The 15,118-nt window shown below is 68.4% G+C and carries 12 protein-coding genes; 9 read left to right on the plus strand and 3 right to left on the minus strand.

Annotated features, from left to right (window positions below):
- Positions 1-48: 48 nt before the first annotated feature.
- On the minus strand, positions 49-3,534 hold the full coding sequence (locus BM133_RS06660) for a response regulator (protein WP_093432487.1): 3,486 nt from the start codon (positions 3,532-3,534) through the stop codon (positions 49-51).
- A gap of 144 nt (positions 3,535-3,678) precedes the next feature.
- Between BM133_RS06660 and BM133_RS06665 the strand changes: the two genes are divergently transcribed.
- The 9 genes from BM133_RS06665 to BM133_RS06705 all read left to right on the plus strand — a co-directional run bounded on the left by BM133_RS06665 (position 3,679) and on the right by BM133_RS06705 (position 14,290).
- On the plus strand, positions 3,679-6,006 hold the full coding sequence (locus tag BM133_RS06665) for an ATP-dependent DNA helicase (protein ID WP_093432489.1): 2,328 nt from the start codon (positions 3,679-3,681) through the stop codon (positions 6,004-6,006).
- Positions 5,993-6,643: an alpha-ketoglutarate-dependent dioxygenase AlkB gene (locus tag BM133_RS06670; RefSeq protein WP_093432491.1), complete on the plus strand. Its 651-nt coding sequence runs from the start codon at positions 5,993-5,995 to the stop codon at positions 6,641-6,643. The genes BM133_RS06665 and BM133_RS06670 overlap by 14 nt, the downstream gene beginning before the upstream one ends.
- A 215-nt stretch (positions 6,644-6,858) precedes the next feature.
- Positions 6,859-7,746: a nitrilase family protein gene (locus tag BM133_RS06675; RefSeq protein ID WP_256219070.1), complete on the plus strand. Its 888-nt coding sequence runs from the start codon at positions 6,859-6,861 to the stop codon at positions 7,744-7,746.
- Between the two features lie 97 nt (positions 7,747-7,843).
- Positions 7,844-8,971: a substrate-binding protein gene (locus BM133_RS06680; protein WP_256219194.1), complete on the plus strand. Its 1,128-nt coding sequence runs from the start codon at positions 7,844-7,846 to the stop codon at positions 8,969-8,971.
- A 34-nt stretch (positions 8,972-9,005) separates the two neighbouring features.
- On the plus strand, positions 9,006-9,839 hold the full coding sequence (locus BM133_RS06685; protein ID WP_093432494.1) for a branched-chain amino acid ABC transporter permease: 834 nt from the start codon (positions 9,006-9,008) through the stop codon (positions 9,837-9,839).
- A 10-nt stretch (positions 9,840-9,849) separates the two neighbouring features.
- Positions 9,850-11,643 carry a branched-chain amino acid ABC transporter ATP-binding protein/permease gene (locus BM133_RS06690; protein ID WP_256219195.1) on the plus strand — a complete coding sequence of 598 codons (1,794 nt, stop codon included), beginning with the start codon at positions 9,850-9,852 and terminating at the stop codon, positions 11,641-11,643.
- Positions 11,640-12,359, plus strand: a complete 720-nt coding sequence (locus BM133_RS06695) for a branched-chain amino acid ABC transporter ATP-binding protein (protein ID WP_093432498.1) — start codon at positions 11,640-11,642, stop codon at positions 12,357-12,359. Before BM133_RS06690 ends, BM133_RS06695 begins: the two co-directional genes overlap by 4 nt.
- A gap of 92 nt (positions 12,360-12,451) precedes the next feature.
- A complete protein-coding gene (locus BM133_RS06700) occupies positions 12,452-13,600 on the plus strand; it encodes a transporter substrate-binding domain-containing protein (protein WP_093432500.1) in 1,149 nt (382 codons plus the stop codon).
- A gap of 60 nt (positions 13,601-13,660) precedes the next feature.
- Positions 13,661-14,290, plus strand: a complete 630-nt coding sequence (locus BM133_RS06705) for an ANTAR domain-containing response regulator (protein ID WP_093432502.1) — start codon at positions 13,661-13,663, stop codon at positions 14,288-14,290.
- A gap of 57 nt (positions 14,291-14,347) precedes the next feature.
- On the opposite strand, the gene BM133_RS06710 is transcribed toward BM133_RS06705, so the two are convergent.
- The gene (locus BM133_RS06710) at positions 14,348-14,677 is read right to left on the minus strand and encodes a four-helix bundle copper-binding protein (RefSeq protein ID WP_093432504.1); all 330 of its coding nucleotides are present in this window, start codon (positions 14,675-14,677) and stop codon (positions 14,348-14,350) included.
- Positions 14,674-14,886, minus strand: a complete 213-nt coding sequence (locus BM133_RS06715) for a hypothetical protein (RefSeq protein WP_256219071.1) — start codon at positions 14,884-14,886, stop codon at positions 14,674-14,676. Before BM133_RS06715 ends, BM133_RS06710 begins: the two co-directional genes overlap by 4 nt.
- Positions 14,887-15,118: the final 232 nt, after the last annotated feature.

The following is a 15,118-nucleotide window of genomic DNA, read 5'->3' on the forward strand; positions in this document are numbered from 1 at the left end:
CGATCTCGGTGTCGCTCAGGGGTTGCAGGGGCGAGGGCGGCTTTTCGGTCACAGGCGCTCCATCTTGGGCATCCACACGCGCAGCAGCGAGAACAGCCGCTCCAGGTCGACCGGCTTGGCCAGGTAGTCGTTGGCGCCGGCGGCCAGGCACTGGTCGCGGTCGTCCTTCATGGCCTTGGCGGTGATGGCGATCACCGGCATCTTCTCGAAGCGCGGGTCGGCGCGCAGGCGCCGCGTGGCTTCCAGGCCGTCCATCTCCGGCATCATCACGTCCATCAGCACCAGGTCGATGTCGTGCACCTGGTCGAGTTTCTCCAGCGCCTCGCGGCCGTTGCGGCCGATCTCGACCGCCGCGCCGCGCTGCTCCAGCGCACTCGTCAGGGCGAAGATGTTGCGCACGTCGTCGTCCACCAGGAGGATGGTGCGGCCCTCGAAGATGCGGTCGCGTCCGCGCGCGGTCTTCAGCATGCCCTGGCGCTCGGTGGAGAGCGAGGCCTCCACCTTGTGCAGGAACAGCGTCACCTCGTCCAGCAGCCGCTCGGGCGAACGGGCGCCCTTGATGATGATCGAGCGCGAGTAGCGCTGCAGCTCGGTTTCCTCGTCGCGCGTGAGGTTGCGCCCGGTGTAGACGATGACCGGCGGGAACGACACGATCTCTTCGGCCGCCATCGCCTTGAGCAGTTCGCTGCCCTGCATGTCCGGCAGTCTGAGGTCGGTGATCATGCAGTCGAAGACGCGGGTGCGCAGCAGTTCCAGCGCCTCCTCGCCGGAGCCGACGGCGACGATCTCGATGTCGTCGTCGCCGATCAGCTTGATCACGGCTTCGCGCTGCAGCGCGTCGTCTTCCACCAGCAGCACGACCTTGACCTTCTGGGTGAGCTTGTCCTCGAGCCGGCCGAACACCTTCATCAGTTCGTCGCGCGTGGCCGGCTTCAGCGCAAAGCCGATGGCGCCCATGTGCAGCGCGGCGGCCTGCGCGTTGTCGGCGGCCGAGACCACGTGGATGGGGATGTGGCGCGTGTGCGGCGAGTCCTTCAGCTTCTGCAGCACGTCCAGGCCGGTGCTGTCGGGCAGGCGCATGTCCAGCAGGATCGCATCGGGCACGAACTGCGTGGCCAGCTCGAAGCCGTCGGCCGCGCCGTGCGCCACCAGGCACCGGTAGCCCAGTTCGTGCGCCAGGTCGTAGAGGATGTGCGCGAACTGCGGCTCGTCCTCGATCACCAGCACGCGGCGCACCTGGTCGCGCGGGATCGCGCGGTCGTCGTCGAACTGCGGCGCCGGCACCACGGCCTTCGGCGCGGGGGCCAGCGGCACGGCGGCGGCGGGGCTCCGGCTGCCCGGCACATAGGTCGGCACGCTGCGGGGGGCCGTGGCCTGCTGCGCAGAGGCCTGGGGCGCCAGCGCCGGCAGATACAGGGTGAAGGTGCTGCCCTTGCCGGGCTCGCTCCGCACGGTGAGCGTGCCGCCCAGGAGGTGCGTGAGGTCGCGCGAGATCGACAGGCCCAGCCCCGTGCCCCCATAGCGCCGGCTGGTGGTGCCGTCGGCCTGGCGGAAGGCCTCGAAGATCAGCTCGTGCTGTTGCGGGTCGATGCCGATGCCCGAATCGGACACCGCAAAGGCCGCGCCGCCATCGGCCGTGGCGGACACCGCCAGCGCCACCTCGCCCTTGTCGGTGAACTTCAGCGCGTTCGAGAGCAGGTTCTTCAGGATCTGCTCGACCCGCTGCCGGTCGGTGACCAGCGAGGCCGGCGCACCGGGCTGCACGTCGAGCCGGAAGCCGAGGCTCTTTTGCATCGCGAGCGGGCTGAAGGTGCTCTCCAGGCTCTGGGCGAGCCGTGCGAGCGACACGTCCTCGGGCACCACCTCGAGCTTGCCCGCCTCGACCTTGGCGATGTCCAGGATGTCGTTGATCAGCACCAGGAGGTCGTTGCCCGACGAATAGATCGACTCGGCGAACTTCACCTGCTCCAGCGTGAGGTTGCCCTGCGGGTTGTCGCCCAGCAGCTTGGCCAGGATCAGCGCGCTGTTGAGCGGCGTGCGCAGTTCGTGCGACATGTTCGCGAGGAACTCCGACTTGTAGCGGCTCGCGCGCTGCAGTTCGTCGGCGCGGTCTTCCAGGTCGCGCTGCACGCGGCGCAGGGCCGTATTGCGCTGGTCCAGCGCCTCGGTGCGCTCGGAAAGCTGGCTGTTGGTCTGCTCCAGCTCGGCCTGCTGGTTCTCCAGCATGGCCTGCGAGGCGCGCAGCGCGCGCGACTGCTCTTCGAGCTCTTCGTTGGCGGTGCGCAGTTCTTCCTGCTGCACCTGCAGTTCCTCGTTGAGCTGCTGGGTCTCGGCCAGCACGTCCTGCAGTTGCTCCCGGTAGCGCGCGGCGGCGAGCGAGGTGCCGATGTCGTCGCACACCACCTCCAGCAGCTGGCTCGCGCGCTCGTCGGGCGCGCCGGGCAGGCCGAGCTCGACCACGCCGTTGACCGCGCCGTCGCTCATCACCGGCATCAGCAGCACGGTAGTGGGTGCCATGGCGCCGAGGCCCGAGTTGACCTTCAGGTAGCTGGCATCGATCGGGTCGATCAGCATGCGGCGCCGCTCGGCCGCAGCCTGGCCCACCAGGCTCTCGGTGGGCGAGAAGACCTGCGGCGAGGCCTCCGCATCGGCCGAGAACCCGTAGCTCGCGGCCCGGCGGAGCGGCCCGTGGCGCTCCCGCACATACATCGCGCCGACGCTGCTGCCCAGGTGCCGTGAGAAGAAGGCCAGGATCTTGCGGCCCATGTCGGGCGCGCTCAGCTCGCCGACCAGTTCGCCCACCAGCTCGGTCTGCGCGCCGCGCAGCCAGGCCTCTTCGGACAACCGCTGCGAATGCGCCGCCTGCTCCTTGAGCACGACGTCGTAGCTGTCCGACAGCCGCACCAGCTGGCGGCGGCCGAAGTAGGCGATGAGCCCGGTCAGCGTCAGCGTGAAGAAAAGGAACAGGCCCACCGTCCACCAGCTGGTGCGGTTGGCGTCGTTGTTGCGCTGGAAGCGCAGGGCCTGCTCGGTGTCCATGAACGCGGTGTATTCGGCGCGCATGTCGTCGGTCAGCCGCTTGCCGCGGCCCAGGCGCACGATGGCCTGGATGTCGCCGCCGGCGCGGCGGGCGGCAATCATGTCGCGGGCGAAGTCGTTCCAGGCTTCCTGCAGGCCGGCGATGCGGTCGATGCGTTCCACCTGCTGCGGGTTGTCCGACACCAGTTTGCGCAGCGCATCGGTGTCGGGTTTCAGGCGTGGCAGGGCGCTCTGGTAGGGCTCCAGGAAGCTTTCTTCGCCGGTGAGCAGGAAGCCGCGCAGGCCGGTCTCCATGTCGATGCTGCGGCGCTGCAGCTCGCTGGCCGAGCGGGTGACCCGGTCGGTGTGCTCCACCCAGCTGATGGTCGAGAGCAGGAACAGGATGAGCCCGACGAACACCACGGCGCCGAACAGTCCCCCCAGCAGCGGGAGCTTGAGGTTGCGACTGAGCAGACGGTCGAAGTCGTGGGGATCGATGGCGGAGGGAGTTTTCATCGGCACATTTGTAAGCAAAACTTGTCAAGTTTTGCCGAAAAGGGAGGGTCGTCCTGTCGGAGAAGACCCCGAGACCGTCGATTGAACCTCAACGGCAACACCTTGTCGCTCGCTATACTGTAGTTTCATACAGTGATCCGAGAGATGGCCCCGGCTTCCTCCACTCCGCCCGAACGGGCCCCCGCTGCTTACGTTGTTTCCGTCAAGGCGCTTTGCGCCTTCGGCGCGAAGGCGGGCGACCTGGACCTGCGCTTCGTGCCCGCGCCCAGCGCGCTCGAAGGCATGGCCGGCCATGCGCTCGTGCAGGGGCGGCGCGGCGGCAGCTACCAGAGCGAGGTGTCGCTCGAATCCCGGCACGGCGCGCTGCGCGTTCGCGGCCGCGCCGATGGCTACGAGCCCGGCGAACCCCGCGTGGAAGAAATCAAGACCTTCCGCGGCGACTTCGACGCCATCCGCGGCAACCACCGCGCGCTGCACTGGGCGCAGGCCCGCACCTACGGCTGGATGCTGTGCGAGCAGCATGGGCATGCGCAGATGACGGTCGCGCTCGTCTACCTGGACCTGGCCACCGGCGAGGAAACCGTGCTCGAAGAACGCCACACGTGGGACGCGCTGCGCGAGCACTTCGAGTCGCTGTGCGATCGCTACGCCGCGTGGGCGCAACAGGAAGCCGACCACCACGGCGCGCTCGACCGGACGCTGGCGCAGCTCGCGTTCCCGCACCAGGCCTTTCGCACCGGCCAGCGCGAACTGGCCGAAGCCGTCTACCGCGCCGCCGCCGGCGGGCGCTGCCTCATGGCGCAGGCGCCCACGGGCATCGGCAAGACGCTGGCCACCATCTTTCCGCTCTTCAAGGCCCGCGCGGCGGGGAAGCTGGACAAGGTCTTCTTCCTCACCGCCAAGACCTCCGGCCGCCCGGTGGCGCTCGATGCGCTGCGGGTGCTGGGCAAAGGCTGCGCAGCGGACGGCGCGCAGCCGCGCGTGCTCGAACTCGCGGCGCGCGAGAAGGTCTGCGAGTACCCCGACCGCGCCTGCAACGGCGACTCGTGCCCGCTCGCCAAGGGCTTCTACGACCGCCTGCCCGCCGCCCGCGCAGAAGCCGCAGAGGTCCGTTGGCTCGACCGGCAGGCGCTGCGGCAGGTCGCGCTGCGGCACACGGTGTGCCCCTATTTCCTCGCGCAGGAAATGGCCCACTGGAGCGACGTGATCGTGGGCGACTACAACTACTACTTCGACGGCAGCGCCTTCCTCTTCGCCACCATGAAGGACGCCGGCTGGCGCGTCGCCGTGCTCGTGGACGAAGCGCACAACCTGCTGGAGCGCGCGCGCGGCATGTACACCGCGCAGCTGGAGGGCGGGGCGCTCGAAGAGGCGCACCGCATCGCGCCCGCACCGGTGCGCGGCCCGCTCGCGCGGCTCTTCCGCGAGTGGGACACCGTGCAGCAATCGCAGACCGACAACTACGAAACCGCCGACGAGATTCCCGAGCGCTTCGTGCGCGCACTGCAGGCCGCCAACACGGCCATGGCCGAGTACTTCGCCGCCAAGCCCGAGGCGGCGCAGGGTCCGCTGCAACGCTTCTTCTTCGATGCGCTGCACTTCGCCCGGCTCGCCGAGGTGTTCGACGACCACTCGGTGTTCGAGCGCACGCTCGGCCTCGCGCAGCAAGACCGCACCCTGGCCATCCGCAACCTCGTGCCCGCGCCGTTCCTGGAAGGCCGCTTCGCGGATGCGGTGTCGGTCACCTGCTTCTCGGGCACGCTCTCGCCGTTCGCTTTCTACCGTGATGCACTCGGCCTGCCGCCGGACACCGCGCTGCTCGACGTGGCCTCGCCCTTCAGCAGCCAGCAGTTGCGCGTGGAAGTGGCGATGGATGTCTCCACACGCTTTCGCGATCGCGCCGGATCGCTCGGCAACGTGGCGGGCATCATCGGCGCCCAGTTCGAGCGCATGCCCGGCAACTACCTGGCCTTCTTCAGCAGCTTCGAGTACCTGGAGAACGCGCGCGCCGCCTTCTCGGCGCGGCACCCCGGCGTGCCCGTGTGGACGCAGACGCGCGGCATGCTCGAAGCCGACCGCCACGGCTTCATCGCGCGCTTCGAGGAGGGCGGCCGGGGCATCGGCTTCGCCGTGCTCGGCGGCGCGTTCGGCGAGGGCATCGACCTGCCGGGCAGCCGCCTGGTCGGCGCCTTCGTCGCGAGCCTGGGACTGCCGCAGTACAACGCGCTCAACGAGATCACGCGCGAGCGCATGCAGTCGCGCTTCGGCAAGGGCTACGAGTACACCTATCTCTATCCCGGCCTGCAGAAGGTGGTGCAGGCGGCCGGGCGCGTGATCCGCACCGAGGAAGACCGCGGCGTGCTGCATCTGCTGGACGATCGTTTTGCACGAACGGAGATCCGCGAGCTGCTGCCGCGCTGGTGGCATGTGCAGGTGGGGCAAGAGAAGAGGGCCGACGATGCGCGCCGCTAGACGCCTCGAACACGCCGGACAGGACGACCTGTTCGGCGGAACGCCCACGGCCGTCATCGAGGGCCTGCGCTACGAGCGCGAATTCCTGTCGAGGGACGAAGAGGCCGGGCTCTTGCGCATCGTGCAGGCCTTGCCGCTCAAGGAGATGCGCTACAAGGAATACACCGCGCGCCGCCGCGGCATCGGCTTCGGCGGCAGCTACGACTTCGACACGAACCGCCTCAAGCCCGGCGCGCCGCTGCCCGAGGCGCTGCATCCGCTGCGGGCGAGGGCGGCGGCATGGCTGGGCGTTGCGTCCGAAGAACTCACCCACGTGCTGATCGCCGAATACCAGCCCGGCACGCCGCTCGGCTGGCACCGCGACGTGCCCGATTTCCAGGAGATCGTGGGCGTCTCGCTGTGCAACGACGCGGTGATGCAGTTCCGGCCGTACCGGCCGGATGGCGCGTCGCGCTCCGACGCGGGCAACGTGCAGTTCCTGATCGAGCCGCGCTCGATCTATCTCCTGCGCGGTCCGGCGCGCTGGGCCTGGCAGCACGCCATTGCGCCGACCGAAGCCTTGCGTTATTCGATCACGCTGCGCACGCCGTCCCGCAGGCGCCCGGGACAGCACACGGGCGCATCGCTTGCACGGTGAGTGCGGGCACGGCGAGCGCGAGCCATCGTGCTTTCTGCGCGCTGTAGAAAATTCCAATTGACACCGCGAATACCTTCTTCTAATCTCCGACCCCACGACAGCACTCGCCATTGAGTGCGCGTCGGGCAGCAACATCGCTGCTTCACATACCGGCTATGAAAGCCCTCGAACAACGCGCAAGCGGGGTCGAGGGCTTTTTGCTTTTTGGAGCTTGAATGACAGTGCAGGAAGAAGGCTTGGGTTTTCCCGACCTCGTCGTGGCGAGCGTGCAGATGGAGCCGCACGTGGGCCACACGGCGGCCAACGTCGCGAGGTCGGTGCAATTGATCGAGCAGGCCGCCGCGCAGGGCGCATCGATCGTGGTGCTGCCCGAACTGGCCAACAGCGGCTACGTGTTCGCCAGCCGCGCCGAGGCCTTCGCGCTGGCCGAGCCGGTGCCGGGCGGGCCGAGCACGCAGGCCTGGGCCGATGCGGCCCGGCGCTGCAACGTGCACGTGGTCGCGGGCATCGCCGAGCGCGAGGACGACCGCCTCTACAACGCGGCCGCGGTGCTCGGTCCGCGCGGCTGGCTCGGCACCTACCGCAAGCTGCACCTCTGGGGCGACGAACACCTGTTCTTCGAGCCGGGGAACAAGGGGCTGCCGGTGTTCCACACCGAACTCGGCCGGCTGGGCGTGATGATCTGCTACGACGGCTGGTTCCCCGAGGCCTATCGCCTGCTCGCGATGCAGGGCGTCGACATCGTCTGCATGCCCACCAATTGGGTGCCCATGCCCGAGCAGCCCGCGGACCGCCCGGCCATGGCCACCACGCTGGCCATGGCCAGCGCCCACAGCAACGGCATGAACATCGTCTGCGCCAACCGCACGGGCACCGAGCGCGGCCAGCCCTTCGTCGGGCAGAGCGTGATCGTGGGCGCGCAGGGCTGGCCGCTGGCGGGGCCCGCCTCGCACGATGGCGAGGAAATTCTCTATGCCCGCATCAACCTCAAGGCATCGCGCCAGGCGCGCCACCTGAACGCGTTCAACGACGTGCTGCGCGACCGCCGCGACGACATCTACGACCCCATGCTGGGCACCGGCTGGCCGCTTCCGCGGCACTGAATCTGTTTTTTTCCGCTGTCACTCCCCCAGACACTTTTCCATCGACCCCGAGAGGACCTTGAACATGAAGATCGCTTCCCTCCTGCGCTTCGGCGCCATGACGGCCGCCGCCTTGCTGGCCGCCCACGCCCAGGCCGCCGACCCTTTGCGCATCGGCGTGGCGGTGGGCCTGTCGGGCGCCAACAGCGTCGTGGCGCCGGCCGCGGTGCAGTCGTCGCAGCTGGCCGTGGACGAGATCAATGCCGCCGGCGGCATCCTCGGGCGCCAGGTCGAGCTGGAGATCGTGGACGACGCCTCCGGCGCCGTCGGCGCGCAGAAGGCCTTCGACACGCTGGTGTTCCAGAAGAAGGTGGCGGCCATCATCGCCATGGAAAACAGCGCGGCGCGCAATGCGGCGCTGCCGGTGGTGAGCAAGGGCAAGGTGCCCTACATCTACACCTCGTTCTACGAGGGGCGCTCGTGCAACAACTGGATGTACGTGAACGGCTGGGTGCCCGAGCAGCAGGTCGCGCCGGTGGTCGACTACTTCCAGAAGAGCAAGGGCGCCAAGACCTTCTTCCTGGTCGGCAACGACTACGCCTTCGGCCGCGGCATGCTCGACTTCACCCGCAAGTACATCGAGCAGAAGGGCGGCAAGGTGGTGGGCGAGGAATACCTGCCGATCGACGGCAGCGACTGGACCTCGGTGATCTCCAAGCTGCGCGCCGCCAAGCCCGATGCGCTCGTCAGCGCCACCGCGGGCGGCGCGCCCAACGTCTCGCTGGCCAAGCAGCTCAAGGGCGCGGGCCTCGCGCTGCCCTACGGCAACCTGGCGATCGACGAGGGCACGGCAAAGACCATGGGCGACGTGGCCAGCGGCATGTACATGTCGGCTTCGTACCTCACGGGCATCGACATCCCCGAGAACAAAAAATTCCTCGATGCGATGAAGAAGAAGTTCGGCGCCGACCTGAAGACGCCCAACGAATTGTCGGAGCCGCAGTACGAGGCCTTCTTCCTCTACAAGGCCGCAGTCGAAAAGGCCGGCTCGACCGATGCGGCCAAGGTGGTCAAGGCGCTGGGCGAGGTGTCGTTCACCGGCCCGCGCGGTGCGGTGTCGATGAACAAGAGCCGCCACACGCCGCTGTCGATGCGCCTGGGCCAAGTGCAGGCGGACGGATCGATCAGGATCCTGGAGACCTTCGCGAGCGTCGATCCCGGTGCCCAGTGCCCGAACCTGAAATAACGTCGCAGACACAGAGACACACAAAGGCCGCTACATGGTGCTGTTGCTGGATTTGCTCACGACCGCCGCGATGCTCTTCATCGTCACCGCCGGGCTGATGATGATCTTCGGGGTCATGAAGATCGTCAATTTCGCCCACGGCGCGCTGCTCACGCTGGGCGGCTATGCGAGCTACGTGGTGACCCAGTTGAAGCTGGATCCATGGCTGAGCTGGCCTCTGGCGCTGGCGGTCGGCGTGGTGGCGGGCATGGCGGTGGAGTGGCTGATCGTGAAGCCGCTCTACAAGCGTCCGCTCGACGCCATCCTGGCGACCTGGGGGCTGGGCATCGTCATCGGGCAACTCGTCGTGATGGCGTTCGGGCGCGAGGTGCAGTTCGTCGACGCCCCGCTCGCGGGCACCTGGTCGATCGGCGGCGTGGACTATTCGGCCTATCGCCTGCTGCTGGTGCCGGTGGCCGTCGCGCTGTGCCTGCTGCTCACCGCGCTGCTGAACGGCACGCGCTTCGGCATCCGGACGCGCGCGGTGATCATGAACGAGGCGCTGGCCAGCGGCCTGGGCATCCATGCGGGGCGCGTGCGCTTCATCACCTTCAGCCTGGGTGCGGGATTGGGCACGCTGGCGGGCACGATGATCACGCCGCTGTCCAGCGTCGATCCGAACATGGGGCTGCCCTGGCTGGTGAGCGCCTTCATGCTGGTCATGGTGTCGGGCCATTCGATGGCCAGCCTGCTGCTGACCTGCGTGGTGTTCGGGGCCTGCCAGGTGCTGGTGAGCACGTATGCCAACCCGGTGCTCGGCGGGCTGACCATCGCGGTGCTCGCGGCGGTCACGCTGCGCATCCGTCCGAAGGGGTTTGCCCGTGGCTGAGCGCATGGCAATGGCTGCCGCGGCGCCTTCTTCGCTGCGCGCCACGCTGCATTCGGGGCGCGGGCTCTCGGTGCTGGGCGGCATCGGCCTGGCGCTCATCGTGGCCGGCCCCTGGGTGTTCGACACCTACCTGCTCAACATCCTGGTGAAGGCCTTCTTCTTCGCCATCGCCGCGATCACGGTCGATGTGCTGTGGGGCTACACCGGCTACCTGAGCTTCGGCCAGTCGGCCTTCTTCGGCATCGGCGCGTATGCGGCGGGGCTGGTGTTCACGCACAGCGGTTTCAGCGTCTCGACGGCGCTGCTGGCGCTGGGCGCCGCCATCGCCGTCAGCGCGGCGGTCGGGGCGCTGGTGGGCTGGCTGTCGTTCTACCGGGGCGCCTCGCCGTTCTTCGCGACGGTCATCTCGCTGGTGCTGCCGATCGTGCTGACGCAACTGCTGCTGTCGGGTGGCCAGTGGACGGGCTCCAGCTCGGGCCTGACCGGCTACGAGAGCTTCGACCTCTCGATCGAGGCCTGGTACTGGGTGGCCGGCGGCATGCTCGTGCTGTTCGGCCTCCTGGGCTGGCTGCTGGTGCGCAGCGATGCCGGGCGCGTGCTGGCCGCCATTCGCGACAACGAATCGCGCTGCACCTACCTGGGCATTCCGACCGCAGCGGTCAAGATCGCGCTGCTCACCGTCATGGCGATGGTCGCGGGCGTCGCGGGCTTCGGCTACGGCGCGTTCAGCGGCGTGGTGGCGCCCGAGCTCACCGGCTTCGCGCTGGGCACCGAGCTGATCATCTGGGTCGCGCTGGGCGGGCGGGGCACGCTCTGGGGACCGCTGATCGGCGCGGTGCTGATCAACGTGGCCACCGCCTACCTGAGCGGCAGCATGCCGTTCGCCTGGCAGCTGATCGTCGGGGTGGCCTTCGTGGGGGTCATCGTGCTGCTGCCCCAGGGGCTGGTGCCGCTCCTGCTCAAGCCCTTCGGGCTGGGCCGCATCGCCGCGCGCCTTCCGGTGCTCGAAGTGCGCGAGGCCAGGAGCGCGGCCGCACAGGCAACCGTGCCGGCCCTGTCCATGCAGCAGGTGGCCAAGCACTACGGTGCGCTCAAGGTGCTGCAGGGCATCGACCTGGAAGCGCGCGCCGGCGAACTGGTCGGGCTGATCGGGCCGAACGGCGCGGGCAAGACCACATTGATGCGCTGCATGAGCGATGGGGCCGAGCGCAGCGCCGGCACCGTGCGGCTGTGCGGCCACGACGTCCGCGACCTGCCGCCCGAGGCCTGCGTGCGTTTCGGCCTCGGGCGCAAGTTCCAGAACGCCAACATCTTCGAGTCGCTGACGGTGGCGCAGTGCCTTCGCATCGCGGGCACCCTGCTGGAGAAGCCCTCGCTGGTGCGCCAGGATGCCGCGCTGCGCCTGCCGGCCTATGCGCTGGACGTGGTGCGCGCCACCGGGCTGGACGCCAAGCTGGCCACCGTCGCGCGCGATCTCTCGCACGGCGAGCAGCAGGCGCTCGAACTCGCGATGGTGCTGGCGCTGGCGCCGCGCATCGTGCTGCTCGACGAGCCGACCGCGGGCCTGACCCAGGCCGAGCGCGCGCAGATCGGCGACGTGCTCTCGTCGCTCGCACACCGGCATGGCCTGTGCTGCCTGCTGGTGGAACACGATCTCGATTTCGTCGAACAGATCGCCACGCGCATCGTGGTGCTGCACCAGGGAACCATCGTGATGCAGGGCAGCTTCGAGGAGGTGGTGAATTCGCCGCTTGTGAAGACCATCTACGCCGGCAGTGCGCATGCACCGCAGGAGGCCGCATGAGCGAAGAAAAAAGCCGGCAGGCACTGCGGCTGGAGCGCCTGAGCAGCGGCTACGGGGCCTCCGTGGTGCTGCGCGGTTTGTCGCTGGACGTCGCGGCCGGCGAGGCCGTGGCGCTCCTGGGCAAGAACGGCATGGGCAAGAGCACGCTGCTCAAGACCGTGATGGGCTACCTGCCCAAGAAGGGCGGCCACGTCCACCTGAACGGACACGACATCACGCGGCAGCCGCCGCACCGCATCGCGCGCCAGGGCATCGCCTATGCGGCGCAGGAGCAGGCGCTGTTCGCCGACCTGAGCATCCGCGACAACCTGCGGCTCGGCCTGGCGAAAGAGTCGGTGTTCGACGAGCGCTTTGCGGACATCGAGCCGCTGTTCCCGGTCTTCAAGGCCCGGCTGAAGCAGGACGCCGGCACGCTGTCGGGCGGCGAGCAGAAAATGCTGCTGCTCGCCCGCGCCCTGATGATGCGGCCCGCGATGATCCTGCTGGACGAGATCACCGAAGGGCTGCAGCCCTCGGTCATCGACCGGCTGGCCCGCGCGCTGCTGGACGAACGCGCCCGGCGCGGCACCGCGATGCTGGTCGTGGAGCAGAACGTGCCGTTCGCGCTCCAGGTGGCAGACCGCTACGTGGTGCTCAAGCAGGGCGAGCTGGTCGACGAGGGCAACGCCAAGGCCGCGGGTGCCGCGGCATCCGTTTTCGACCACCTGAGGGTTTGACTTTGAACCCGGGGTGCCGAAGATGGACAGAGAGAGGGGTACGAAGGCACGGATTCTGCTGGTGCCTTCCTGAATGACGATGGAGAAAGCCGATGACCACTGACAAACCCGCCCCGGCCGAAGACGGCTGGCGCATCGGCGTGCTGCACTCGCGCTCGGGCGCGACCGGCGTGACCGAGTCGGAGCATTTTTTCGGGACCGTGCTGGCCATCGAGGAAATCAACGGCCTCGGCGGCGTGCTCGACCGCCCGCTGCTGCCGGTGGCCTACGACCCCAAGGGCGATGCCGACGAATACCGGCGGCTCGCGACCCGGCTCCTGCTGGAGGACGAGGTCAACGTGATCTTCGGCTGCTCGCGCTCGTCCAGCCGCAAGGCCGTGCTGCCGGTGATCGAGCGCAACAACGCGCTCCTTTGGTATTGCTCCTTCTACGAAGGCTTCGAATACTCGTCCAACGTCATCTACACCGGCGCGGTGCCCAACCAGAACAGCGCGCAACTGGCGGCCTACCTGCTGAAGAACCGGGGCCGGCGCTTCTTTCTCATCGGCGCCGACTACATCTTTCCGCGCGAGTCGAACCGCGTGATGCGCGAGATGGTCGAGCAGCACGGCGGCGAGATCCTGGACGAGGTCTACGTGCCGCTGGAGGCCTCCGAGACGCAGCTGCAGGACGTCATGCGCGACATCGCCGACGCGCAGCCCGACGTCATCTTCTGCACCATCGTCGGCCAGTCGGCCCGGCGCCTGTACCAGATCTACCGCGAGCACGGGCTCGATCCGCAGCGCATGCCCATCGCCAGCCTGTCGATGGTGGAGGAAGAGGTCCGCATGACCGGCGCCCAGGCCTGCGCGGGCCACATCACCTCGGCCACCTATTTCAGCTCGCTGAAGAACGAGCACAACGACCGCTTCAGCGCGCTCTGGCGCAAGCGTTACGGCGACCGGCCCACCAGCATGTGGTCCGCGGCGGCCTACAGCCAGGTCCACCTGTTCGCGCGGGCGCTGGAGCGCAGCGGCAGCCTGGACACGCGCAAGCTCGTCAACGCGGTGCGCACGGTGCGCTTCGAGTCGCCCGAGGGGCCGCTGTCCATCGATGCCGAGAACAACCACACCTTCCTCACCCCCCGCATCGGCGTGTGCCGCAGCGACGGGCAGTTCGACCTGCTGTGGGAGGGGGCGGGCCCGGTCAAGCCCGACCCGTACCTGTCGACCTTCGGTTTTTCCGAGTTCTGGCTGAGCTGACGCCATGAGCCATCGGGCCGCTCCACGTCGAACACCGCAACCGAAGGCGGAGGTTGCCCGATGAGCAGCCTGCGTCGCCTCTACGATGACCTGCGCAGCATCTGCGTCGCGGTGGTGTATCCGCCCGGCGAAGACCGCGACATCCTTCTCGACCAGCTCAAGCGAATCGGCTGCCGGCTCAAGATCATCTGGCCCTTTCCCCCTGCGCCGCCCACCGGGTGCGACGTGATCTTCTTCCAGGTCTCGCAAGAGCTGCAGGACAGCACCAGCTGGTGCGCCAGCGCGGTGGAGGCGACGCTGATCGCACTGTCCGACTACGAGAGCCCGACCACGCTGAAGCTGCTGCTGGACACCAGCGCGCACGGCGTGCTGACCCGGCCATTCCGTTCGTCGGGCGTGCTGAGCACGCTGGTGCTCGCGCGTTCGTCGCGCGGCTACCAGGAACGGCTGCAGAGCAAAGTCAGCAAGCTCGAAGAGACGATCAAGTCGCGCCGGCAGATCGAGAAGGCCGTTCGCATGCTGGCCGAGACGCAGGCACTGACCGAGGCCAAGGCCTACGAACACATGCGCACGCGCGCCACCACGCTGCGGGTCACGGTGGCGGAAGTGGCGTTGATGGTGGTGGAGGCGCACGAGGCGATGGAGAAGCTGGGTCTCGGGCGCTTGCGCGAGGGCGGCGGCGGGAGTTGAGCGGTGCCCACGCGCCGGTAGACCATCGCGCGCCGTCGGCAGCCGAGGCTGTCGTCGTCAGGCAGTCGCCATGCGGCGGCATTCGGCCTCGCATTGCCTACAGGCTTCGGCGCAGCGCTGGCAGTGGTCCATGTCGTGCGTCGCGCATTCGTTGCCGCAGAGCTGGCAGATATCGGCGCACAGCCCGCAGATGAGGCCGGCGTTCTCGCTGTTTCGCGCCATGGCACCCGCGGCAGTGGTGCAGATGGCGGCGCAATCCAGGTCCAGGCCGATGCAGCGCGTCATCGCGTCCGATGCTTCGCCGATGCACGCGGCGGCGCAGCGGTTGCACGCGAGCGCGCAGGCATCGCACAGTGCGATGCAGCGCGAGAAATCCGCGGGCGTCATCGCGTCCCCCCGCTTCGGCGGGACTGGATCTGGTTGCCGCCCCCCACGTGGCTTTCGCGGTCGTGGCGGCTCTCGGGCGTGCGGCGCGGTTCGTTGCGGGAGGTGGGTTGCTGGTGGCCGGCCTTGTTGTGCGCCGAGGGTTGCGTGGTGTCGCTCTCGTCGCGTTCGTTCGTGTCGTCGCGGGTGTCGATGGTGCTGGGCTTTGTCATCGGGGCTCCTTGTGGGGGTAGACGTCGGGGGGTGAAAAACTTCTTTCTCTTCCCGCTGTGGGCCATGCCATGTGGGAGGAGGCCGACCCCGGGCGTCGGTCATGCCGCGCGTGTGGTTGCGTGGGGCTGCGCGCGGCCATGGCGGGGTTCCGCAGTTCCTCCTACACGGTGGAAAGCCGCCCACCGACGATTCGCGTTGCATGGCTTGCCTACCTTGGCTCGAAGTTTCTTT

This window comes from Variovorax sp. 770b2, from assembly GCF_900115685.1.
Classification (GTDB): Bacteria; Pseudomonadota; Gammaproteobacteria; order Burkholderiales; family Burkholderiaceae_C; genus Variovorax.

Excerpts from the sequence above, each read along its gene's own strand:
- BM133_RS06695 (WP_093432498.1), top strand. The coding sequence starts at position 11,640 with ATGAGCGAAGAAAAAAGCCGGCAGGCACTGCGGCTGGAGCGCCTGAGC.
- BM133_RS06670 (WP_093432491.1), top strand. The coding sequence starts at position 5,993 with ATGCGCGCCGCTAGACGCCTCGAACACGCCGGACAGGACGACCTGTTC.
- BM133_RS06705 (WP_093432502.1), top strand. The coding sequence starts at position 13,661 with ATGAGCAGCCTGCGTCGCCTCTACGATGACCTGCGCAGCATCTGCGTC.
- BM133_RS06680 (WP_256219194.1), top strand. The coding sequence starts at position 7,844 with ATGACGGCCGCCGCCTTGCTGGCCGCCCACGCCCAGGCCGCCGACCCT.
- BM133_RS06675 (WP_256219070.1), top strand. The coding sequence starts at position 6,859 with ATGACAGTGCAGGAAGAAGGCTTGGGTTTTCCCGACCTCGTCGTGGCG.
- BM133_RS06710 (WP_093432504.1), bottom strand. The coding sequence starts at position 14,677 with ATGACGCCCGCGGATTTCTCGCGCTGCATCGCACTGTGCGATGCCTGC.
- BM133_RS06660 (WP_093432487.1), bottom strand. The coding sequence starts at position 3,534 with ATGAAAACTCCCTCCGCCATCGATCCCCACGACTTCGACCGTCTGCTC.
- BM133_RS06715 (WP_256219071.1), bottom strand. The coding sequence starts at position 14,886 with ATGACAAAGCCCAGCACCATCGACACCCGCGACGACACGAACGAACGC.
- BM133_RS06700 (WP_093432500.1), top strand. The coding sequence starts at position 12,452 with ATGACCACTGACAAACCCGCCCCGGCCGAAGACGGCTGGCGCATCGGC.
- BM133_RS06685 (WP_093432494.1), top strand. The coding sequence starts at position 9,006 with ATGGTGCTGTTGCTGGATTTGCTCACGACCGCCGCGATGCTCTTCATC.
- BM133_RS06690 (WP_256219195.1), top strand. The coding sequence starts at position 9,850 with ATGGCTGCCGCGGCGCCTTCTTCGCTGCGCGCCACGCTGCATTCGGGG.
- BM133_RS06665 (WP_093432489.1), top strand. The coding sequence starts at position 3,679 with ATGGCCCCGGCTTCCTCCACTCCGCCCGAACGGGCCCCCGCTGCTTAC.